A 20,860-nucleotide genomic window follows, 5' to 3' on the forward strand; every position below is an offset into this window, starting at 1 on the left:
GAGGGCACGATGCTCGAACACACCAGCGCGGACACGCAGGCGGCAGCCGCCGCGGCCGCGACCCTGCACCTGCGGATCACGATCGTGGGGGCCACCGTCGACCTCCTGCGGGACGTTCCCTTCCACGAGGCCCACGCGGGACTCGTCGCCGAGCGCATCGGGATCGGGGTGGAGGAGCTCCACCAGCACTTCCCCTCGTGGGACGGGCTCGTGCTCGCCGCGGTCGACCGGTGGAACGGCGGCCGCATGGACGAGGTCACGCGTGAGGTCGGCGACGGCTCCACGGTCCAGCTCCTGCGCGGGATCGTCGCGTCGAACGCCGAGGACCCGGCCCTCATGCGGCTCCTCGTTGCCCTGCTCTCGGTCGCGGGCAACCCGCAGCACCCGATGGCGTCGTACCTGCGGTCGCGCTACCAGCTCTTCTACGCGCAGATCAAGCGCGGCCTCGAGCACGACATCGCGGTCGGTCGGGCGCCGCACACCATGGACCCGCGTCGCGGGGCCGAACAGCTCATCGCGCTCTACGAGGGACTCCAGCTGCAGGCGTTGCTGCGGTCGGACCTCGACCTCGTGCCCGCCTTCGACCGGGCCGTCACGCGGCTCGAGCGCGGCTGGATGGAGCGCTACGAGCCGCAGGCCGCACGGCGACTGTCGACGTGGAGCGACGGCGGCTGGGAGATCTGACCCGCGGCACTCGGTGCTCGGTGCTCGGCTCGGGGTGCTCGCCGCTCGGCGCTCGGCGTCGCGATCTCACGGGCTGCGCGACACGTCACGCACGTTGCGGTCCGTGAGGTGTCGCCCAGCCCGTGATGTCGCCCGCGGGCTCGCCCGGCACCGGCACCGGCACCGGTTCAGCGCGGCCGCGGCCCGCGGGGTGTCGAGCCGTTGCCGGGGTCGTAGCCCGAGTCGCGGATGACCTTGATCGCCGTGGTGTCGTTGTGCACCGAGTGCACGACGACCCGTCGGGACCGCCGGAGCGCCCGCCGTGCCCCCGGCGTCGCCACGAGGCCGCCGAGCACGAGCCCGGCACCGATCGCCAGGGCGACCGAGACGGCCGCGACGAAGTCCAGCGCCGCGCTCGACGACCCGGACATGAAGTTGAGCAGGGCGCTCGACACGGCGACACCGGGCAGCAGGGCGCCGCAGAACGCCGGCACCGCGATCGCCGCCACGGCCGTCCGCATCCGTGCGGCGGCGATCGTCGCGAGCACGCCGAGGAGCACCGAGGCGAGGAAGGTCGCTCCGAGCAGCGGGATGCCGACCTCGCGGAGGAGACGCAGAGCGGCACCGGCGGCCACCGAGAACACGACGGCGACCGGGATCACCCGCGCGCTCGCCTGCTGCACGAAGCAGTTGGCGGCCGCCGAGACGACGGTCAGCAGCAGGGACGCCCAGAGCGGCAGGGTCTGCAGGGCGATCCCGGACGGATCCACCTCGATCCGGAGCCACTTCGTCACGGCGATGCCGGCGGGCACCCCGACGACGATCGCAGCGATGACGAGCCCGATGTAGAACGCCCGGGCCACCGCCATCGCCCGGAACCCCGAGATCGCGTCCTGCGCCCACGTGACGAGGGACGGGTGCGGGAGCAGGAGCACGACGAGCGCGGCCACCATCGTCGCCGCCTGCCCCGGGTGCAGCACGCCCGCCCAGATCGCGAGCGTGCCGATCGCCGAGGCCACCGCACCCTGCGCACCGGAGACGAAGAACTGCGGGAAGCCCCGGCCGGTCAGCCACCGGCCCGAGACGATGATGCCGAGCATGAGCACGAACGCGCCGAGCCCCGCCCGCCAGCCACCGCCGGCCTGCATCGCGATCGAGATGCCGAGGATCGAGAGCCCGACGTCGGCCGACCACCGCGGCCACCGGGGCGGCAGCCGGAGCACGGCGACGAGGGCGCTCACGGCGGAGGTCATGTCGCGCTCGTCGTGCACGAGGTCGTCGACGATCTGGTTCGCCCGCGCCAACCGGTCGAGGTCCGAGCCGTCGGACTGCACCGTGCGGACCTTCACCAGCGGCGGGTGGTCGGCCGGCGCGTACTGGATCGTCACCGAACTGCCCGAGAAGTCGAGGTCGAGCGGTGCGAGGTTCCACTTCGTCGACACCGCGACGACGGCGGTCTCGACGCTCCGGGTGTCCGCGCCCGAGGCGAGCATGACCTCGGCGAGGTCGAGGCAGAAGTCGACGATCTGCACCGGCGAGTACTGCTCGCGGGCCCTGGTGTCCGGGACGACCTCTTCGTAGATCGTGCCGCGGAGCCGGGCCCGGGCATCGCGGATGTCGTGCTGCGCGAGGTTCCGGACGCGTGGCCGTGGTGGACGCCCGGGTCTGGCTCCGGGGAGGGACTGCTCGGCCATCCCGCCATCGTGCCAGTCGTCGACGCTCGAGTCCGGACGTCCGCTGGACGCCCTCAGTGCCGACGCTGTGCGCTGAGCCGTCCCGCGGCGAACGACGCGACGACGGCGCCTGCCAGCACGAGCACCGGCCCGACCGTCGACCGCCAGGCCAGGGAACCCGCGACGAAGGCGTAGTCGACCCGGGGTGCGACGCTGGCGAAGCCGACCGTGGAGGTCGGGGTGGTGAGGAGCAGCACGACGCCGACGACGAGGGCGGCCAGGCCGAGCCAGAGGGACACGTGGGTCCAGGGTGCGGGACGTGGCATGCCGTCAACGTACGCAGACGGGAGGCGCGGTGCCGACCGGCACCGCGCCTCCCGTTCCGCGCGTCGAACGCCTACTGCTCGAAGGTCGCGTGGAGCTCGATGTCGACGCCGGTGAGCGCCTTCGAGACGGGGCAGGTGGCCTTCGCCTCGTCGGCGGCCTTGAGGAAGGTCGCCTCGTCGATGCCGGAGACCTCGCCGGAGACGGTGAGGACGATGCCGGTCAGCTTGAACCCGCCGGCCGAGTCCGGGCCGAGCGAGACGTCGGCCTTGACGTCGAGCGCCTCGACCGTGCCGCCCGCCTCGCCGAGGACGGCCGAGAACTGCATGGCGTAGCACGCGGAGTGCGCGGCTGCGATGAGCTCCTCGGGGCTGGTGGTGCCGCCGGCGTCGTCGGCGGCACGCTTCGGGAAGGACACGTCGTACGTGCCGACCTTCGAGCTGGAGAGCTCGACCTGGCCGGAACCGTCGTTGAGGCCGCCGTTCCAGGCGGTGCGTGCGGTGCGCGTGGGCATGACCGCTCCTTTCGTGTGGGGGATCGGTCCCGATCGGGACCGCCGACGCCGAGTCAATCAGAGAACGCGCGTTCTCGCGAGGGCTCTCGGGGAAGACGCAGGTCTGCCCTACGATCGGGCGCATGGGGGACAGGGTGACCGCGGGCTTCCGCGACCGCGTGCTCGAGCCGGGGTCGGTCGACGTGACGAACCCGGTCGTCGCGTGGGTGCGGTTCTGGACGCAGGGCTGGCGGTTCCACGGGTGGGCGAGCCGGACGGAGTTCTGGTGGGTGATCGCCCTCGAGCTCGCCCTGACGGCGGCGGCGCTCTGGATCGTCGGCGTGCACGGCACGGGCGGACGGTGGGAGCTGTACGCGGACCCGTTCGGGGCGGTCGTCTCGCCGCGGGTGTCCTTCCACCTCGTCGAGGTGGAGCAGGGGGCCTGGTTCGGTTGGGGCTCGGGTCCCCGGGACGTCCGGCCGGACGCGTGGGACGCGGTCCTGCTCGCCGCGGTGATCGCGACCGTCGTGCCGCGGTGGTCGCTGCTCGTCCGACGCCTGCACGACCGTGACCACACCGGGATGTGGATCCTGCTCCTCGTGTTCACCGGGCCGATCGGGTGGCTCGTGCTGACCGGCATGGTCGCCTCGCGGTCGCGCGCCCGGGGCGCTCGGTTCGACCGCGGCCCGGTCGGCGGGCGGCAGGTGTCGAGCACGGATGAGCCACAGCTGTCGTCCTGAGCGACAGGTGTAATCTGGCGGGGTTCAAAGGAGACCCCATGCGCGCCGTCGTGTTCGAACAGTTCCAGACGTTCCCGTCCCTCACGGACGTCCCGAAGCCCACCCCGGGTCCGGGGGAGGTGCTCCTCAAGGTCGCCGGTGCCGGTGCGTGCCACTCGGACGTCGCCGTCTACCGCGAGTTCCAGGTGGGGCAGCCTGGAGCGCAGCAGCCCCCGTTCGTCCTCGGGCACGAGAACTCCGGCTGGGTCGAGGAACTCGGCGACGGCGTCTCCGGCTTCACCGTGGGCGACGCCTACCTCGTCTACGGCCCGGTCGGCTGCGGACACTGCTCGTACTGCTCGAGGGGGCAGGACACGTACTGCGACAACGCCGCCACGAACCCGTACGCGGGCATCGGCCTCGGGCGCGACGGCGGGATGGCGGAGTACGTCACCGTGCCGGCACGCAACCTCGTGCCGCTGGGCGATGCCGACCCGATCGCGGCCGCACCGCTCAGCGACGCCGCGCTCACGCCGTACCACGCGATCAAGGCCTCGCTGCCGAACCTGGCCGGCGGTGGCAGGTACGCCCTCGTCGTGGGCCTCGGCGGACTCGGGCAGATCGCCGTCCAGATCCTCACGGCCCTCACCGGGGCGACCGTCATCGCGACGGACACGAAGCAGGACGCGATGGACCGCGCGGCCGCCCGGGGGGCGATCACCGTGCCGGGTGGCCCCGACCAGGCCGCTGCGATCCGCGAGATCACCGGCGGGCGCGGGGTGGACGCCGCGTTCGACTTCGTCGGGGCGACACCGACGATCACCCTCGCCCAGGCCTCGATGGCGATCGGCGGGCGGTGCACCGTGGTCGGCATCGCCGGGGGCACCACGGAGTGGAACTTCTTCCGGACCCCGTACGAGTCGACCATCACGAACACGTACTGGGGCACCGTCGAGGACCTGCACGAGGTCGTCGCGATGTACCGTGCGGGGCAGATCGTCCCCGACGTCGAGCGCTACGCACTGTCCGACGCGCTCGAGGCCTACCGGAAGCTCGAGGCCGGCGAGCTCTCGGGCCGCGCGGTCGTGGTGCCGACGCTCTGACGCGGAGACGCGGAGACGCGGAGACGCGGAGACGCGGAGACGCGGAGACGCGGAGCCGCGCGCTACCGGGTCACCGTCCCGCGGCGTAGCCCTGCGCGCCCCGCGGGTTCGCCGCCGCGCCGAGCACCCCGGTCGCCTGGTCCCGCGTCACGCACGACAGCCGGCCGAGCGTCCAGTCGCCCGCGCGGGTGACGACGTGCCCGCGCGCCTCGAGCCCGGCGATCACGTCGTCGCCGATCCGGTCCTCGACCACGAGTCCAGCCGGCTCCCACGTGCGCGGCCAGAACGACCCTGGGAACGACGTCGTGTGCAGGGCGGGCGCGTCGATGGCCTGCTGCGGGGAGTACCCGCCGACGATCCAGCGGAGCAGGAACAGCAGCTGCCACTGGTCCTGTTGGTCGCCACCCGGTGAGCCGACCGCGGCGACCGGGACGCCGTCGCGGAGCACCAGGGTCGGGGTGAGCGTCGTGCGCGGGCGCTCGCCGGGGCGGAGGGTCGAGGCCGTGCCCTCCTCGAGCCAGGTCATCTGCAGGCGGGTACCCAAGCAGAAACCGAGCCCCGGGATCGTCGGCGAGGACTGCAGCCAGCCGCCGGACGGGGTCGCGCTGACGATGTTGCCCCAGCGGTCGACGACGTCGATGTGGCACGTGTCACCGCGGGTCTCGCCGTCCGGGGCCACGAACGGTTCGCCGCGGTCCTCGACGGGCGCGACCGCCGGGGCGTCCCGCTCGATGCGGACCGTCGGCTCGCCCGCTGACCCGGCGGCTCCGGCCGAGGCCTCGTGCGACGTCCGGACCGGCGGCATCGTGTGTCGGACGCCCTCGACGGTCCCGGGCCGCAGCTCGGCCGACGCCAGGTCCCCGATCAGGGCTCGGCGCTCATCGGTGTACGCATCCGACAGCAGGACGTCGAGGGGGACGTCGCCGTCGCCGTAGAACGCCTCGCGGTCGGCCAGCGCGAGCTTCTGCGCCTCGACGATCGTGTGCGCGCCGAGCTCGGTCGCGGGGTCGAGCCGTGCGTCGTCGAGCGGCTCGAGCAGTCGCAGGGTCTGCAGGAGCGCCGGACCCTGTCCCCACGGCCCGGTCTTCGCGATGGTGCACCCGCGGAACTCCGCCGTCGTCGTCGGCTCGTAGGTCGCCCGGAAGGCCGCGAGGTCCGACGCCCGGATCACGCCGGCGTGGTCGGTCCCGGACGCGTGGCGGTGCGGCTGGCGGACGAACCGGTCGATCGCCTCGGCGACGAAGCCCTCGGCCCACTCGCCGCGGGCGGCGTCGATGCGCGCGCTCCGGCCGTCGACGCCGCTCCCGGCGGCGACGAGCCGTTCGAAGACCGAGGCGAGCGCCTCGTTGCGCACCACGTCCCCCGGGGCCGGCACCGTGCCTCCCGGCAGCCACTGCGCGGCGGAGGTGGGCCAGTGCTCCTCGAACAACCCGCGCACCGCCGTGATCGTCCGGACCACCGCCGGTGCGACCGGGTGGCCGTCCCGCGCGTAGCCGACGGCTGGTGCGAGGACGTCGGCGAGCTCCCACGTGCCGTGGTCGCGCAGCAGCAGGAGCCAGGCGTCCACGGCACCCGGCACGGTGGCGGCGAGGGCACCGGCTCCCGGGACGAGGTCGAGCCCCTCGGCGCGGTAGTGCTCCGGTGTCGCACCGGCCGGGGCGGGCCCCTGGCCGACGAGCACGGTCGGCGTCGGGTCGTCCTCGGTCGCGAACACCGCCGTGAGGTCGCCGCCGGGGCCGTTCAGGTGCGGCTCGACGACGTGCAGCACGAACGCTCCGGCGACCGCGGCGTCGAACGCGTTCCCGCCCCGTTCGAGCACGGACTGCGCGGTGGCGGTCGCGATCCAGTGCGTCGAGGCGACCATGCCGAAGGTGCCGGCGAGGTCCGGTCGCGTGGTCGTGGGGGCGGGCGGGATGAAGGCGGGGTTCGGCGTCGGCATGGTCCCATCCTGTCCTTGCGTGCATCCGCGGGTGCGCGCATACTGAACGCAGCGGTTAATTAACCGCAGTGTTCACCAAGGAGGCGACGATGACCACCGACCGCGTCGACGCCGTCCTCTCGGCCCTCGCCGACCCCATCCGTCGGCGGATCGTCGAGCGACTCGGGAAGGGCGAGGCGACCGTCACCGACCTGTCCGAGCCGTTCGACGTCAGCGCACCGGCGATCTCCCGACACCTCGGCGTCCTCGAACGCGCCGGTCTCATCACCCGTGAGCGGCACGGCACGTGGCGCACCTGCCGGCTCCGGCCCGAGGCCGTCACCGAGCTCGCCGGGTGGCTGAGCGGGCTGCAGCCGGTCTGGGACCGCCGGTTCGACAGCCTGGAGGCGCTGCTCGCCTCCCAGCGTCCGCCCGCCACCGTGGGCGGCGCGTCCACAGCACCCACCGTCCCGTCCGACGACCAGCAGGAGCAGTCATGACCGAGCAGTTCACCGCCCACGCCACCCACCGGTTCGCGTACCCCGTCCAGGACGTCTACCGCGCGTTCGTCGACCCCGCACAGCTCGCGCTCTGGTTCGGGCCGCTCGGCTTCCACGTCCCCGTCGCCACCGTCGAGGTCGACGCCCGCGTCGGTGGGGCCTGGAACCTCACCATGGTGAGCAACGACGACCCCGGGTGGGCCTCGCCCGTGCAGTCGACGCTCCAGGAGGTCGAGGAGAACCGGATCATCGTCGGGACGTCGACCGCCGAGGGCATCCCCGGCATCGAGGACGGGACGCCGCTGTCCCTCACGCTCGAGTTCGCCGAGGACGGCGACGGCACGGTCGTCACGCTCACCCAGGGCCCCTTCCCCGAGGTCATGCGGGACATGAACATCGCCGGGTGGACGCAGTCGTTCCACAAGCTCGAGGCCCTGCTCGGCGCCCCGAAGGCCTTCTTCCAGATGCCCTGACGACATGGAGTGCCCCCGGAACTGGGGTTGTCCGGTCCGGGCAATGGGGTTGTGCGGGCTCCACGAAAAGGTGACCATCGTTCGGCGGCGTGTCGAGAGCGCGTCGCCGAACGGTCGGCAGGGGCTCGGCCGGATCCAGATCAGGGGTTCCATGACCAGCACACCGTCCTCCGTCGCGCGCGCTCGCCGACTCCCACGACTCGCAGCCGCGGTCGTGGCCATCGTCGTCGTCGCCGGTGGTGCCGTCGGGATCGCCGAGCCGGCGTCGGCAGCCGTGGTCTACACGGGGAAGGCGCCTGCCGGTACGACGCTGCAGCCCGGCGACTCGGTGACCTCGCCGAACGGCCAGTTCCGGCTGATCCTGCAGGGTGACGGCAACCTCGTCGAGTACGGCGTCGGCAACCAGGTGCTCTGGGCGTCCAACACCTCGAACCAGCCCGGTGCCGTGCTGACGATCGGGCGGAACCGCGCCGTCGACCTGCTGCGGAACGGCAAGCGCATCGTCCGCTGGGCCTCCGCCGGCACCGCGCAGTCCACCGAGTTCGCGGTCCGCGCCGACGGCACGATGGGCCTCTACTCGGGCAAGACCGCGATCGTGAACTGGACGAGCCAGCAGGGCGTCGTGCCCGCCGGCAACTCGATCTACTCCGGCACCGTGCTCAGCTCGGACACGAGCGGCACCCGTCGCCTGACGATGCAGACCGACGGCAACCTCGTGCAGACCGTCAACCGCAAGGTCGTCTGGCAGTCCGGGACCGCCGGGCACGCGGGCGCCTGGGCAGAGCTGCGCAAGGACGGCAACTTCGCCGTGGTCGGTCGCGACGCCGCACAGAAGAAGGTCACGCTCTGGAACTCGCGGACCGGCACCGCGGGCGCCGGCACGCTCATGGTGCAGGTGGACGGCAACGTCGTGCTCTACGGCGGCAAGGACACCCGCGTCTGGTCGACCAAGCCCGTCACGGGCATGATGTGGCCGGTCGCGAGCACCAAGATCTCCGGACGCTACGGCGACGACCGCGGCGCCGGGCACGTGCCGCGGTACCACCAGGGCGCCGACGCCCCGGTTGCGGTGGGCACGCCCGTGTACGCCTCGGGGACCGGCACGGTGACGAGCACCGTCGCGAACAACGCGTCGTACGGCAACTACATCGTCGTGACCTACGGCAACGTCACGGTCCTCACCGCGCACCTCAGCGCGATCGAGGTCAAGCCGGGGCAGATCGTGTCCGTGCGCACCGAGATCGGGAAGTCCGGCAACACCGGGCAGTCGACCGGGCCGCACGTGCACGTCGAGACCCGGCGGGCGGGGTCGCTCTTCGACCCGTTGACGCTGCTGCACTTCCGGTAGTGGAACGGCCCGCACCCGAGTCGAGTGCGGGCCGCCGTCTCAGTCCCTCCGCCAGACGTCGAGCAGGAGCCTGGCGACAGCCACGAGCAAGCTCGCGACCGGCAACCAGGACACCCGACGCCTGGGCTCGGACCCGTTGTCCTTCGACATCGAGACCGCCTCCGGTGTGTCAGCGCCGGCGGACACCAGGAGCGGGGTGCCGAGGGGTGCGTCCGTGACCGGGGTCACGTATGCTGGCTCCGAGCGAAACGCTCGGGACACTGTGCGTCCCTCTGGCACTCCACTCGGAGAGCAACTCGGAGCCCATCACCGTTGCCGCGGTGGTGGGCTTCAACCTTGCCCGGGGCGATCGTCCGGCGACCGAGGCCCTCGCGTCCTGATCGTTCGACGTCGGCCGTAGGGTGGACGGGATGGAGAAGCGCGGCGGACGGGTCATCGTGTTGGTGGCGATCGGGATCGTGGCGGGGATCCTCTCCGGCCTGTTCGGCGTCGGCGGCGGGGTCATCGTCGTGCCGGCCCTGATGGCGTTCCTCCACCTCGACCAGCGCCGGGCATCGGCGACGTCCCTCGTGGCGATCGCCCCCGCGGCCGTCGTCGGGGCGATCACGTACGGCGTGCAGGGCGAGGTGCACTGGCTCGCGGCCCTGACCCTGGCGGTCGGCAGCGTCGTCGGTGCCCCGATCGGCGCGCGGCTCCTGCGGGCGCTGCCACTGCGGGTCCTGCCGTGGATCTTCGTGGGGTTCATCGCCGTCGTGCTCGTCTCGCTCTTCGTGGCGGTGCCCACGCGCGGGGGCGAGGTGCACTTCGGTGTGGTCGAGGCGATCGTCCTGCTGCTGCTCGGGCTGCTGTCGGGCGTGCTGTCCGGGCTCGTCGGGGTCGGCGGCGGGGTCGTCATCGTGCCGGGGCTCGAGGTCGCGCTCGGCGCGGGCGACCTGCTCGCGAAGGGCACCTCGCTGCTCACCATGGTGCCGACGTCCGTCTCGGGCACGGTGGCGAACGTCCGGCGCCGAGCGGTGGACCTCCGGGTCGGCCTCACGATCGGCGTCACGGCCGCGATCTGCGCTCCCGGAGGCGCGTGGATCGCCCGCCTCGTCGATCCGCAGGTGGGCACCTGGCTCTTCGCCGCGTTCCTCCTGGTGGTCGCGGTGATCGTCCTGCGCCGCGGTCGCCGGACCGCACCGCGGAACGAGGCGACGGCCGGGGAGGTCGCGTGACGCGCCTCCAGTCCGGCGGTGGACGGAACCCCGCGGATGCGGAGGCCGTGCTCGCGGCGTTCGCGCGCACAGCCGGTGACGTGCCGGCGGCGCGACGCGTCGCGCGGCAGTTCGCCGACCTCGACGAGGGTGAGCGGTCCGCGCTGCTCTGGAGCGAGGACCGGGGCGCGCGGCTCGTCGCCGTCCTGCTCCTCGTGCAGGCGATGCGAGAGCACCCGGACCCGGAGCTGACCGACGAGTATCTGTCGGCGGCGAAGGCGGAGCGGTTCGACGACACGGTGCTGGTCGACCTCGGAGCGGAGGAGCTCGTGGGTGGCCCGCTCGTCGGGGGCTCGACCGGACCGCTGTTCGCGCTCGTGAAGTCCGACGTGGCGATGGTCCGTCGGATCGCGGTCGTGGCCACCCTGGCGTTCGCGAAGCAGGGTGACGCCGAGGTGCCGCTCGCCATCGCGGGGCGGCTCGTGCGGGAGCGGAACGACACCGTGCAGTCAGCGCTCGGCCGGGTGCTCCGCGAGACCGGCAAGCGGGCGTCCGAGGACGCGCTCGTCGCGTTCCTCGAACGGCAGGGGCGGTTCCTCACCCCCGCGGCGCGGGTGACGGCGACCGAGCACCTTCCGCCGGCGGAACGCGACCGACTGCGCGGCTGACCCCGCAGGCCGGGGCGCTGACACCGTCCAGACGTCGGACGGCGCCACCCGGCGATGGCTCAGTCGGAGGCGGTGGGCTCCGCGAGGACGGTCGTGAGCGACACGACGACACCGTCCCGGACCTCGATGACGTCGACACCCCGGACCGCCGGCGCACCGACCGGGCCGAAGCCCCACGCGAGGACCCCGTGGTGCTCGGAGACGTAGCGACGCCCCTCCTCGACGAACTGGAACGCACCGGGCGCCTCGTCGAGGATCCCTGCGGCCTTCTGGTCGAGGGCGTCCCAGCCGGTGACGGTCCCCTCGGGGTCGGTGAAGGTCACGTCGGGGGAGTACGTCCGCTCGATCGCAGCGCGGCGTGCGGCAGCGTCGCGGTTCCCGAAGACGTCGTGGAGGTTCGTGGTCAGCAGCTCGGACACGGTCGACATGGGCGGAGCCTAGCCTGGGCGCATGCACACCGAGGTGCCCCGACCCCGCATCGACGCCGCGCTCGTGGAACGGCTCGTGGCCGCGCAGTTCCCGGAGTGGGCCGGGCTGCCCGTCCGCGAGGTCGATGCGCAGGGGTGGGACAACCGCACCTACCGGCTCGGCAGCGAGTTGGCCGTCCGGCTGCCGAGCGCGGCCGGGTACGTCGCAGCGGTCGAGAAGGAGCAGCGGGTCCTGCCGTACCTCGCGGCGCGGCTCGACGTCCCGGTTCCGGAGCCGGTCGGACTGGGGGTCCCGGCCGAGGACTACCCGTTCCCGTGGTCGGTCCGGCGCTGGATCGACGGTACGGTCGCTGCTCGGGCCTCGACCCTCGACCGACGGACCCTCGCCGCCGACGTCGGTGCGGTGCTCCGGCAGCTGCGGGCCGTGCCGGCGGGTGACGGTCCGGTCGCCGGGGCGCACTCGTTCCACCGGGGAGCGCACCCGTCGCACTCCGCGCCCGAGGTGGTCGCGGCGCTCGACCGGCTCGGTGACGACGTCGACCGTCATGCGTGCGAGGCGGTCTGGGGCGCAGCGACCGCCTCGGCCTGGGACCGGCCGGCCGTGTGGTTCCACGGCGACGTCGCCCCGGGCAACCTGCTCGTCGACCGGGACGGACGGCTCTCGGCCGTGATCGACTTCGGCACGTGCGGTGTCGGTGACCCGGCGTGCGACCTCGTCCTCGCCTGGACGTTCCTCGACCCGGAGGCGCGACGGGTGTTCCGCGACGCCGTCGGCCTCGACGCCGGCACCTGGGCGCGGGCGCGGGGCTGGGCGCTCTGGAAGGCGCTCATCATGCTCGCGGGGAGCGCCGGGCCCGGGGACCGCGCGGAGCACGAGGCGGTGCTGGGGGCGGTCCTCGCCGATCCGGTCGCGACCTGAGCTGCGCGTCAAGCAGCCGGGCCGCCGCGCGCAGCCCGGCCCACCCGAGTAGCCAGACCGCCCGTCGGGGTCGGGGTCGGGGCCGGGGCCGGGCCGGCGGGGCTAGGGCGTCAGCGCCGCGTCCAGCACGAGGTCGAGCGCCGCGACCTGTCGCTCGGGCGTCCACCGCTCGGGGTCGCCCGCGGCCAGCGCGGTGATCCCCTCGACGGTCGCGATCAGGGCAGCCGCGCGGTCGTCACACACCGCATCCGCCAGGCCGGTCGCGAGCGCGAGCAGTCGAGCGAGTCGCCCGGCGAAGGAGCGGCTGTTCGTCACGTGCTGGTCGCGCAGCACGGGGTCACCGAGCGCGGCGGCGAGGAACGCGACCCACGCCCGGGCCTCGGCGAGGCGCCCGGCATCGACGGCGAGTGCGCCGCCGGCCACCGCCCGCACCGCTGCTGCCGCATCCGGGGCGTTCGCCTCGAGTGCGTCGGCACGGACCCTGGTGCGGTCGTGCAGGACCTGTCGGGCGTGCAGGAGGAGGGCGCGCTTGTCGGGGAACGTGTGGAGGACGAGCCCCGTCGTGCACCCGGCGCGTTCGGCGACGGCGCGGAGCGTCAGGCCGGTCGGACCGAGGTCGGCGAGGGTGGTGAAGACGGCCTCGGACAACCGGGTCCGCTGGGCGGCGTCGTCTCGGGTCCGGGGCACACCGGAAGCGTAACAGGTGTTACCGTAACGATCGTTACCGAAAGGATCGCCATGCGCTGGACCATCACGACCGTCCCGTTCGACCACGCGGACGCCGACCGGCTCCGCCGAGCACAGCGGCAGGAGCTCGACGCGCGCTACGGGACGGACGACCACGAGCCCGGCGTCCCGCCGACCGCGGCCGACGTCCCGGTGTTCGTCCTGGCGTGTGGGGAGGACGGCTCCGCGATCGCCTGCGGCGGGCTCCGGCCGCTCCCCGACGACGTCCTCGGTGCCGGGGTCGTGGAGATCAAGCGGATGTACACGGCGCCGTCCGCTCGGGGGACCGGTGTGGCGACGGCGGTGCTCCGGCGGCTCGAGCAGGAAGCGGTGCGGGCGGGCGCAGGCTCGGTGGTCCTCGAGACCGGCACGGCGCAGCCCGACGCGATCCGGTTCTACGAGCGCGAGGGGTACACGGCGATCCCGCCTTTCGGTGCCTACGCCGGGTCGACGAACTCGGTGTGCTTCGGCCGGCGACTCGGCCCGGCCCCCGACGTCATCGGAGCAGGGTCAGCGTGAGAACACGTCGTCGAGTGTGTAGGTCCCGAGCCGACGCTGCCGGACGAGGGCGCCCAGCCGGGGGAGCGCGCCGATGGTCCCCGGGAAGTTCGCGTGGCCGATCACGATCCGACCCGGCGTGAACCACTGGTCGGCGAACCCGACGATCTGTCCGGCGCCGATGTCGCCGGAGTCCGCGAGCGTCCCGTACCAGAGCAGCGGTGTCGTGTAGCCGACCCGTGCGGCGGCGGCGTCGACCCGGGCGTCGTGGTACCCGTACGGCGGTCGGAAGTACGGGCGTGCGTCGACGCCGAACGTCCGCTCGATGAACTCGTGGTTGCGGGTCAGCTCGTCCTCGATGGCCTGGTCGCCGAGCTTCGTCAGGGCCAGGTGGTCCCAGGTGTGGTTGCCGATCTGCACCTGCCCCGACGCGATGAGGGGCCGCAGCACGTCGGCGTGCTCCGTCCAGGAGGGCCGGACGCCGTTCACGAAGAAGGTGAGCCGGGTGCCGGTCTCGGCCGCGAAGCGGGCGTAGGCGCCGACGACGTCGGATGACGCGCCGTCGTCCACGGTCCAGGCGATCCCGGGTGTCCCGGCGGGCAGTCCGGTGACGGTGCCTGCCGGCAGCGGTGTCCTCGTGAGCGTCGGCTGCACCCACGTCGGCGTCGGCGTCGGTGTCCGGGTGGGAGACGGGACGGGCGTCGGGGTCGGCGAGTGCGTCGCGACGGCCTCCCGTCGCGGTCCGGTGGGCGCACAGGCGGCGAGCGCTCCGGCCGCGAGCAGGGCGCCCGCTCCGGCGAGCAGGGAGCGGCGGGTGGTGCGGTGGTCCATCCGCACCAGCATCGGGTGACCGGCCGGTCGGGCGCATCGGCTCCCGGGACGATCCGGTTGGCCGATCGGCCACCGGGACCACGGGGACCGGGCCAGGAGGCGCGGCTCGCGTCCGCCACGGACCGCGCTGGTCGGACGGGGCTGGGAACGCACCACGGGGCGGGCGGGTACCGACAAGAGGAGACGAGCCGCGCCTCCTGGCCGACTCGAAGCGACCACGAGAGGAACGCGACGTGCGCGCACTGACCTGGCAGGGCACCGAGAAGGTGTCCGTCGAGACCGTCCCCGACCCGACCATCCAGCAGCCGACCGACGCGATCGTGCGGATCACCTCCACGGCGATCTGCGGCTCCGACCTGCACCTGTACCGGGTGCTCGGGCCGTACATCGACAGGGGCGACGTCCTCGGGCACGAGCCCATGGGCATCGTGGAGGAGGTCGGCAGCGCCGTCACGAACCTGAAGGTCGGCGACCGCGTCGTCGTCCCCTTCAACATCTCGTGCGGGCACTGCTACATGTGCGAACGCGGACTCCAGTCGCAGTGCGAGACCACCCAGGTCACCGAGTACGGCTCCGGCGCCGCGCTCTTCGGCTACACGAAGATGTACGGCCAGGTGCCCGGCGGCCAGGCCGAGTACCTCCGCGTGCCGCACGCCGACTACGGGCCCATCGTCATCCCCGACGACGGCACGCCCGACGACCGTTGGCTGTTCCTCAGCGACATCCTGCCCACGGCGTGGCAGGCCGTGCAGCACGCGAACGTCCCCGAGGGCGGGACGCTCGCGGTGCTCGGCCTCGGCCCGGTCGGCCAGTTCGCCGCCCGCATCGGCGCGCACCTCGGCTACCGGGTGCTCGCCGTCGACCCCGAGCAGGTCCGCCGCGACCTCGGAGCGAAGCACGGCGCCGAGGTGTTCGACCTGACGAAGGACGTCGTCCCGCAGCTGGTCGACCTGACCGACGGGCGCGGACCCGACGGCGTCGTCGACGCGGTCGGCATGGAGGCGCACGGCAACCCGGTCGCCGGCTTCGCCCAGCGCGCCGCCGGGCTCCTGCCCGACAAGCTCGCGCAGAAGGCGATCGAGACCGCCGGCATCGACCGGCTCGCCGCGGTGCACGCGGCGATCGACCTCGTCCGCCGCGGTGGCACGGTGTCGCTGAGCGGCGTCTACGGCGGGATGGCCGACCCGATGCCGATGATGACGCTCTTCGACAAGCAGATCACCGTCCGCGAGGGGCAGTGCAACGTGAAGCACTGGATCGACGACATCATGCCGCTCGTGCAGGACCCGTCGGACCCGCTCGGCACGCTCGACCTGACCACCCACCGGGTCTCGCTCGAGGACGCCCCGCACATGTACGAGGTGTTCCAGAAGAAGGAGGACGGCTGCGTCAAGGTCGTGCTCGACCCCGCGATGGCCGCGGCCTGATGCGGATCGTCGTCGTCGGCGGGACCGGCAACCTGGGGACCGCGGTGCTCCGGCGGCTGACGACGGTCCGGGCCGAGGGCACCGCCGTCGAGGTCGTCGGGGTGGCGCGGCGGCTACCGGACCTCCGCGCCGAGCCCTACGGGGTGGCCGTCTGGCACGCCGTCGACATCGGTGCCCCGGACGCCGTCGACCAGCTCGCCGCCGTGTTCCGGGGCGCGGACGCCGTCGTGCACCTCGGCTGGGCCCTGCAGCCGACGCACGACATCCCGGCGCAGTACCGGACGAACGTGACCGGGACCGCCAGCGTCCTCGAGGCCGTCGCCCGGGTCGAGGTGCCCCAGGTCGTCGTCGCCTCGTCCGTGGGGGCGTACCGCGGGGTCGACGTGGACGGCAAGCGGACGCCCGTCGACGAGGAGTTCCCCGTCACCGGGATCCCGACCGCCACGTACTCGATCCACAAGGCCGAGAACGAGGCGGCGATGGACGCGTTCGCGGCCGCCCACCCGTCCGTCGTCGTGACGCGGCTGCGACCCGGCCTGGTCTTCCAGCGAAGCGCCGCCGCCGAACTCCGCGGGCTCTTCCTCGGCCGCCTCGTGCCGATGTCGGTCGTCCGGTGGATCCGCTGGGCGGTCCTGCCCCTGCCGCTCGCGTTCGTGTTCCAGGCCGTGCACGCCGACGACGTCGCCGATGCCTTCTGGCGAGCGATCGACCGGCGTGCCGGCGGGGCGTTCAACATCGCTGCCACACCCGTGCTCACCCCGCCGAGGATGGCGCGGGCGTTCGGGATGCGCGGCGCGGTGCGGGTGCCGATGTGGGCGATCCGCGGACTCGTCACGCTCACCTGGCGGCTGCGGTTGCAGCCGACGGACGCCGGGTGGGTGGACATCGCGGCCCGGGTGCCGATCATGCGGACCGATCGGGCGCGGTCGGTCCTCGGATGGGAGGCGCGGCACAGCTCCGAGGAGGCCTTGCGCGAGCTCGTGGCCGGATTCCGGGACGGGGCGCGGGTGCCGGGGTCGGGGCCGTTGCGCGGGTGACGGGTGGCCCCTTCGTGGGACAGCGCTCGGGCCGGGGACGCGCTACGGTCGGATCGTTCCGACGAAGGGGGACGGCGTGTTCGGGAACTTGTTGGGTGACGGCATGGATGGCGGGCTCGGCGCGTTCGGCGCGTTCGGGGTGCTGTTCGGCGTGGTCGCGGCCGTGATCGGTCTCGGGTTCGTCGCGATCGTCGTGACGGTCGTCCTCCGCAGCGCACGGATGGCGAAGCGGGGCCAGAACCCGTTCACCATGCAGGAGGACCTGGCGTACCAGGCCATGCAGAGCCGGACGCTGGCGCCCGAGAAGTCGCTCGAGCAGCGGCTCGCCGAGCTCGACGAGCTGCACGCCCGCGGCGTCATCTCGGACGAGGAGCACCGCGCCGCCCGGGCCGAGGCCCTCCGCGACTAGCCTGGGCAGGTGCTGCGACCGATCGACCTGCTCGGGGAGTGGACCCTGCACCGCACGGTCCTCGACCGACGTGCGGGCATCGACGGCCTCGTGACCGGGACCACCACGCTCTCGTGCACGGCCCCGGACGCGGTCCGCTGGGACGAGGTCGGCACGATGGCCTTCGACGGTCGCACCGTCCCGGTCTCCCGGACGCTCTGGGTCCGGCGCGGCTCGGACGACGGCTGGACGGTGCACTTCTCGGACGGTCGGGTGTTCCACGACTGGGTCTGGGGGTCGTCGGTGTCCCACGCCTGCGCGCCCGACGACTACTCCGGGGTGCTCGCTGGCGACACGGAGCGCTGGACGGTCCGGTGGGAGGCGCACGGCCCGGCGAAGGACTACGTCCTCGACAGCACGCTGCGACGTCGGACCCACCCGGCAGACTGATCGCATGCCCCGCAGCTCCGGTACCGACGCCCCGCGCACCACCCTGACCGAACCGACGGACCTCGACGACTGGACTCCGGGGCCCGGAGACGTCCTCACGGGCGACCGGATCGAGGGCAAGCGCATCGACGTGCTCGACCTCGCGGGGGAGCGGCTGCCGGACCTCGAGATCGAGGAGTCGGTCATCGGCACGCTCCGGGCGGACGGCGCCGACCTGCGGGGACTGCGGGTGCGCGACGCGATCGTCGAGACGCTGGACGCCCCGGTGTTCCGCGCGTCGAGCAGCTCCTGGCGTGAGGTCCGGATCGCCGGCGGCCGGATCGGCTCGGCCGAGCTGTACGACACGACGCTGAACGGCGTCGAGTTCGTCGGCATGAAGCTCGGGTTCGTGAACCTCCGCGGCTCGACCGTCACCGACGTCGTGTTCCGGGACTGCGTCGTCGACGAGCTCGACATCGCCGACGCCCGGCTGCTGCGCGTGTCGTTCGAGGGGACGAGCATCCGCGCGGCCGAGGGGTCGAACACGCGGATCGACCACGTCGACCTCCGGGCCGCCGACCTCGACCGGGTGGAGCGGCTCGAGGGGTTCCGCGGCGCGACGATCGCGGCCGACCAGCTGTACACGCTCGCGCCGCTCCTCGCCGCCCAGGCGGGTTACCGCGTCGACTGACCGTCGCCGGCCGCGCGGTGCACGCGGTCGCGCGCTGCCTCACGCGGCGGCGCGCGCCGCCAGCGCCACCGCCAGGTCGGCCTGCACGAGGTCGCCGTGCACCGCCGCGCCCGCCTGCGTGCCCGCAGCCGCCGAGGCGATGACGGTGGCCATCGCCGCCGCCACGTTCCCGGCGGCGTAGACACCCCGGACGCTCGTCTGGCCGACGCCGTCCACCGTCAGCGCGCCGGCGAAGCGGTGGTCGCCCATGAACTGGTCGGTGGCCTCGAGCCCGAGCCCCGCGAGGAACCCGACCTGCGCCTCGACCGTGCTCGCCGCGGCCAGGGCGTCGAGCGCCACGAACTCGCCGGGTGCCAGCGAGACGCCGGTGAGCCGCTCGCCGTCGGACACCACGGACGTGACCGGACCGGTCACGACCGCGACGCCACGGGCCGCAAAACCGTCCAGGGTGGTGTCGTCGACGAGTGCCGGGTCCGTGACGAACGCCGTCACGTCCTCGCTGAGCGCGCGGAACATGAGCACCTGGTGTGCCCCGATCGGTGACGTCACGAGCACGCCGATGCGCTGGTCGCGGATCTCCCACCCGTGGCAGAACGGGCAGTGCACGACGCCGCGCCCCCACTGCTCGGAGAGGCCCGGGACCTCCGGCAGGACGTCCCGGGCGCCGGAGGCGACGACCAGACGGCGGGCCGTGACGACCGCGCCGGACTCCAGCGAGACCGAGAAGCCGACCGGGTCGACACCGTCACCGTCGGTGGCGGACGCGGCCACGATCCTCCCGGTCGTCACCTCGACGCCGTAGGCGGCCACCTCGTCGCGGCCGACCGCTCCGAGCGCCGCCGGCGAGGCCCCCTCGCGCCCGAGGTAGTTGTGCACCCCTGCGGCCCGGGCGTTCCGTGGTTCGCCGGAGTCGACGACCAGCACGGACCGTCGCGACCGGCCGAGGACGAGTGCTGCTGACAGACCGGCGGCTGCTCCGCCGATGACGATGACGTCGTAGTGATCACGCATGTGTGCATCCTGCGGATCCCCACGCATGGATGGCAAACACCGTTGCCGGTCTGGCAACATGGACGCCGTGGCGACGGACCGGGAGGAACGGATCACCCCGCGCACGACGGCGGAGGTCGTCTACGGGGTCGGTCCACGACTCCGCGCGCTGCGGACGCGCCGGGACGTCACGCTCGCGGCGCTCGCCGCCGAGACCGGCATCTCGGTCTCGACGCTGTCGCGGCTCGAGTCCGGCCAGCGGAAGCCGACCCTCGAGCTCCTGCTGCCGCTCGCCCGGGCGTACCAGGTGCCCCTCGACGACCTGGTCGGAGCGCCGAGGACCGGCGATCCCCGGGTGCACCTCGCACCGGAGGTGCACGGCGGCCGGGTGGTGGTGCCGCTCACTCGACGGACCGGTGGTGTGCGGTCGTTCAAGCAGCTCATCCCGCCGGAACCGCCGAACACGGACCGGACCCTCCGGACGCACGAGGGCTACGAGTGGCTCTACGTGCTGTCCGGACGACTCCGACTGCTCCTGGGCGACCGCGACTTCGACCTCGGGCCCGGTGAGGTCGTCGAGTTCGACACGCACACGCCGCACTGGGTCGGCAACACCACGGACGAGGTCACCGAGGTGCTCTGCCTGTACGGCCCCCAGGGTGAGCGGGCGCACATCCGGTCGCGTCCGGCCGACCGCTAGAAAGCGTGTGCGATGACGTCGTCGAGCAGGCCCGACGTCGTGACGTTCGACTGCTGGATGTGGATGCCGACGTCGCCGCGCGTGTAGTACGTGTCGCCGTCGGTGACCGGGTACTGGCTGTTCTCGGTGATCTTCTGGCAGCGGTAGCCGTACCCGTCGAGCGAGCAGTCGTAGCCGCTCAGTGCCGACTTCAGGTGTGGGTAGGCCGTGGTCGAGTCCACGGTCGCGACCCGGATCGACAGGAACGTCGTGTCCGCCCGAGGGTCCCGCCAGACGCAGTACAGCTGCTTGCCGTCGGGCTGCAGCACCGGCGTGAGGTCGTCCTTCGGGACCGCCACCGGGCTCCCGACGGCGGCCGGGTCGTTGAGCGGGGCGTCGGCGAAGGCCGAGTCCCACCTGCCGGCCGTGATGAGCCCGCTGCAGGAGTCGGGGAGTCGCCCGGCGTCGTCGTCCACGCCGGGGACGGGCGTGATCGTGGACGTCGGGCGAGGGCTGGCGCTCGTCGGGGCCGTCGGGGGAGCGGTGGTGGCTGCCGCACTCGTCGACGCCCCGTCGGACGGGCCGGTTCCGACCCCCGACGTCGCCTGGGCGCACCCGGTGAGCGGGAGCGCCGCGAGTGCGAGCAGCGCGAGCCCGGTGGTCCTGTTCCGTCGCACGAGTTCCCCCTGGTGTCGATCGCGGGCCCACCTGCGGACCCGGACCGGACGGTAGTCGCGCTCGG

26 protein-coding genes are annotated in these 20,860 nt (G+C 73.3%); 16 read left to right on the plus strand and 10 right to left on the minus strand.

Annotation, left to right across the window (positions count from 1 at the left end; all coding sequences use genetic code 11):
• The first annotated feature begins 9 nt into the window (after positions 1-9).
• On the plus strand, positions 10-684 hold the full coding sequence (locus ACIQUC_RS15945; protein WP_022907827.1) for a TetR/AcrR family transcriptional regulator: 675 nt from the start codon (positions 10-12) through the stop codon (positions 682-684).
• 167 nt (positions 685-851) lie between these two features.
• Here the strand turns inward: ACIQUC_RS15945 and ACIQUC_RS15950 are convergent, their stop codons facing one another.
• The 3 genes from ACIQUC_RS15950 to ACIQUC_RS15960 form a co-directional block, all read right to left on the minus strand.
• A complete protein-coding gene (locus ACIQUC_RS15950; protein WP_402268890.1) occupies positions 852-2,357 on the minus strand; it encodes a threonine/serine exporter ThrE family protein in 1,506 nt (501 codons plus the stop codon).
• Positions 2,358-2,410: 53 nt separating this feature from the next.
• Positions 2,411-2,662 (minus strand): hypothetical protein, encoded by a 252-nt coding sequence (locus ACIQUC_RS15955; RefSeq protein ID WP_402268893.1) that lies wholly within the window; start codon positions 2,660-2,662, stop codon positions 2,411-2,413.
• Between the two features lie 71 nt (positions 2,663-2,733).
• Positions 2,734-3,174, minus strand: a complete 441-nt coding sequence (locus ACIQUC_RS15960; RefSeq protein ID WP_022907830.1) for an OsmC family peroxiredoxin — start codon at positions 3,172-3,174, stop codon at positions 2,734-2,736.
• A 122-nt stretch (positions 3,175-3,296) separates the two neighbouring features.
• Here ACIQUC_RS15960 and ACIQUC_RS15965 point away from each other — a divergent pair, with 122 nt between their 5' ends.
• Both ACIQUC_RS15965 and ACIQUC_RS15970 read left to right on the plus strand, forming a co-directional pair.
• Positions 3,297-3,893, plus strand: coding sequence for a DUF805 domain-containing protein (locus ACIQUC_RS15965; RefSeq protein ID WP_402268896.1), 597 nt, complete (start codon positions 3,297-3,299; stop codon positions 3,891-3,893).
• A gap of 38 nt (positions 3,894-3,931) precedes the next feature.
• On the plus strand, positions 3,932-4,975 hold the full coding sequence (locus ACIQUC_RS15970; RefSeq protein ID WP_402268899.1) for an NAD(P)-dependent alcohol dehydrogenase: 1,044 nt from the start codon (positions 3,932-3,934) through the stop codon (positions 4,973-4,975).
• Positions 4,976-5,045: 70 nt separating this feature from the next.
• On the opposite strand, the gene ACIQUC_RS15975 is transcribed toward ACIQUC_RS15970, so the two are convergent.
• Positions 5,046-6,914 carry a gamma-glutamyltransferase family protein gene (locus ACIQUC_RS15975; protein ID WP_402268902.1) on the minus strand — a complete coding sequence of 623 codons (1,869 nt, stop codon included), beginning with the start codon at positions 6,912-6,914 and terminating at the stop codon, positions 5,046-5,048.
• An 89-nt stretch (positions 6,915-7,003) separates the two neighbouring features.
• Here ACIQUC_RS15975 and ACIQUC_RS15980 point away from each other — a divergent pair, with 89 nt between their 5' ends.
• From ACIQUC_RS15980 to ACIQUC_RS15990, 3 genes are all read left to right on the plus strand, one after another.
• On the plus strand, positions 7,004-7,393 hold the full coding sequence (locus ACIQUC_RS15980; protein ID WP_083858009.1) for a helix-turn-helix transcriptional regulator: 390 nt from the start codon (positions 7,004-7,006) through the stop codon (positions 7,391-7,393).
• Positions 7,390-7,866: an SRPBCC domain-containing protein gene (locus ACIQUC_RS15985; RefSeq protein ID WP_402268904.1), complete on the plus strand. Its 477-nt coding sequence runs from the start codon at positions 7,390-7,392 to the stop codon at positions 7,864-7,866. Before ACIQUC_RS15980 ends, ACIQUC_RS15985 begins: the two co-directional genes overlap by 4 nt.
• Positions 7,867-8,017: 151 nt before the next feature.
• On the plus strand, positions 8,018-9,214 hold the full coding sequence (locus ACIQUC_RS15990; protein ID WP_187290521.1) for a peptidoglycan DD-metalloendopeptidase family protein: 1,197 nt from the start codon (positions 8,018-8,020) through the stop codon (positions 9,212-9,214).
• A 39-nt stretch (positions 9,215-9,253) separates the two neighbouring features.
• On the opposite strand, the gene ACIQUC_RS15995 is transcribed toward ACIQUC_RS15990, so the two are convergent.
• Positions 9,254-9,442 (minus strand): hypothetical protein, encoded by a 189-nt coding sequence (locus ACIQUC_RS15995; protein ID WP_022907838.1) that lies wholly within the window; start codon positions 9,440-9,442, stop codon positions 9,254-9,256.
• A 182-nt stretch (positions 9,443-9,624) separates the two neighbouring features.
• On the opposite strand from ACIQUC_RS15995, the gene ACIQUC_RS16000 reads away from it, so the two are divergent.
• Together ACIQUC_RS16000 and ACIQUC_RS16005 are read left to right on the plus strand one after the other, a co-directional pair.
• Positions 9,625-10,428, plus strand: coding sequence for a sulfite exporter TauE/SafE family protein (locus ACIQUC_RS16000; RefSeq protein ID WP_402268908.1), 804 nt, complete (start codon positions 9,625-9,627; stop codon positions 10,426-10,428).
• On the plus strand, positions 10,425-11,075 hold the full coding sequence (locus ACIQUC_RS16005) for a DNA alkylation repair protein (RefSeq protein WP_402268911.1): 651 nt from the start codon (positions 10,425-10,427) through the stop codon (positions 11,073-11,075). The genes ACIQUC_RS16000 and ACIQUC_RS16005 overlap by 4 nt, the downstream gene beginning before the upstream one ends.
• Before the next feature lie 59 nt (positions 11,076-11,134).
• On the opposite strand, the gene ACIQUC_RS16010 is transcribed toward ACIQUC_RS16005, so the two are convergent.
• Positions 11,135-11,503, minus strand: a complete 369-nt coding sequence (locus ACIQUC_RS16010; protein ID WP_402268914.1) for a nuclear transport factor 2 family protein — start codon at positions 11,501-11,503, stop codon at positions 11,135-11,137.
• Between the two features lie 22 nt (positions 11,504-11,525).
• Here ACIQUC_RS16010 and ACIQUC_RS16015 point away from each other — a divergent pair, with 22 nt between their 5' ends.
• Positions 11,526-12,422 (plus strand): aminoglycoside phosphotransferase family protein, encoded by an 897-nt coding sequence (locus tag ACIQUC_RS16015; protein WP_402268916.1) that lies wholly within the window; start codon positions 11,526-11,528, stop codon positions 12,420-12,422.
• A 102-nt stretch (positions 12,423-12,524) separates the two neighbouring features.
• Here the strand turns inward: ACIQUC_RS16015 and ACIQUC_RS16020 are convergent, their stop codons facing one another.
• Positions 12,525-13,109, minus strand: coding sequence for a TetR/AcrR family transcriptional regulator (locus tag ACIQUC_RS16020; protein ID WP_402268919.1), 585 nt, complete (start codon positions 13,107-13,109; stop codon positions 12,525-12,527).
• A gap of 51 nt (positions 13,110-13,160) precedes the next feature.
• Here ACIQUC_RS16020 and ACIQUC_RS16025 point away from each other — a divergent pair, with 51 nt between their 5' ends.
• Positions 13,161-13,667, plus strand: a complete 507-nt coding sequence (locus ACIQUC_RS16025) for a GNAT family N-acetyltransferase (RefSeq protein WP_402268922.1) — start codon at positions 13,161-13,163, stop codon at positions 13,665-13,667.
• Here ACIQUC_RS16025 and ACIQUC_RS16030 read toward each other — a convergent pair.
• Positions 13,659-14,477 (minus strand): polysaccharide deacetylase family protein, encoded by an 819-nt coding sequence (locus ACIQUC_RS16030; RefSeq protein WP_402268925.1) that lies wholly within the window; start codon positions 14,475-14,477, stop codon positions 13,659-13,661. The two genes, ACIQUC_RS16025 and ACIQUC_RS16030, sit on opposite strands and share 9 nt — an antisense overlap.
• Positions 14,478-14,710: 233 nt before the next feature.
• Between ACIQUC_RS16030 and ACIQUC_RS16035 the strand changes: the two genes are divergently transcribed.
• From ACIQUC_RS16035 to ACIQUC_RS16055, 5 genes are all read left to right on the plus strand, one after another.
• On the plus strand, positions 14,711-15,904 hold the full coding sequence (locus ACIQUC_RS16035) for a zinc-dependent alcohol dehydrogenase (RefSeq protein WP_402268928.1): 1,194 nt from the start codon (positions 14,711-14,713) through the stop codon (positions 15,902-15,904).
• Positions 15,904-16,941: an NAD-dependent epimerase/dehydratase family protein gene (locus ACIQUC_RS16040; RefSeq protein ID WP_402268931.1), complete on the plus strand. Its 1,038-nt coding sequence runs from the start codon at positions 15,904-15,906 to the stop codon at positions 16,939-16,941. The genes ACIQUC_RS16035 and ACIQUC_RS16040 overlap by 1 nt, the downstream gene beginning before the upstream one ends.
• A 103-nt stretch (positions 16,942-17,044) precedes the next feature.
• Positions 17,045-17,350 carry an SHOCT domain-containing protein gene (locus tag ACIQUC_RS16045; protein ID WP_402268933.1) on the plus strand — a complete coding sequence of 102 codons (306 nt, stop codon included), beginning with the start codon at positions 17,045-17,047 and terminating at the stop codon, positions 17,348-17,350.
• A 9-nt stretch (positions 17,351-17,359) separates the two neighbouring features.
• Positions 17,360-17,779: a DUF6314 family protein gene (locus ACIQUC_RS16050; RefSeq protein ID WP_402268936.1), complete on the plus strand. Its 420-nt coding sequence runs from the start codon at positions 17,360-17,362 to the stop codon at positions 17,777-17,779.
• A gap of 4 nt (positions 17,780-17,783) precedes the next feature.
• Positions 17,784-18,449: a pentapeptide repeat-containing protein gene (locus tag ACIQUC_RS16055; protein ID WP_022907852.1), complete on the plus strand. Its 666-nt coding sequence runs from the start codon at positions 17,784-17,786 to the stop codon at positions 18,447-18,449.
• A 39-nt stretch (positions 18,450-18,488) separates the two neighbouring features.
• On the opposite strand, the gene ACIQUC_RS16060 is transcribed toward ACIQUC_RS16055, so the two are convergent.
• Complete coding sequence (locus ACIQUC_RS16060) at positions 18,489-19,460, minus strand: NAD(P)/FAD-dependent oxidoreductase (RefSeq protein WP_402268939.1); 972 nt, start codon at positions 19,458-19,460, stop codon at positions 18,489-18,491.
• A gap of 58 nt (positions 19,461-19,518) precedes the next feature.
• Between ACIQUC_RS16060 and ACIQUC_RS16065 the strand changes: the two genes are divergently transcribed.
• Entirely contained in the window at positions 19,519-20,139 is a 621-nt protein-coding gene (locus ACIQUC_RS16065; RefSeq protein WP_402268942.1) for a helix-turn-helix domain-containing protein, read from the plus strand.
• On the opposite strand, the gene ACIQUC_RS16070 is transcribed toward ACIQUC_RS16065, so the two are convergent.
• A complete protein-coding gene (locus tag ACIQUC_RS16070) occupies positions 20,136-20,795 on the minus strand; it encodes a hypothetical protein (RefSeq protein ID WP_402268944.1) in 660 nt (219 codons plus the stop codon). The genes ACIQUC_RS16065 and ACIQUC_RS16070 overlap by 4 nt on opposite strands.
• Positions 20,796-20,860: the final 65 nt, after the last annotated feature.

This window comes from Curtobacterium sp. NPDC098951 (assembly GCF_044759965.1).
Taxonomy (GTDB): Bacteria; Actinomycetota; Actinomycetes; order Actinomycetales; family Microbacteriaceae; genus Curtobacterium.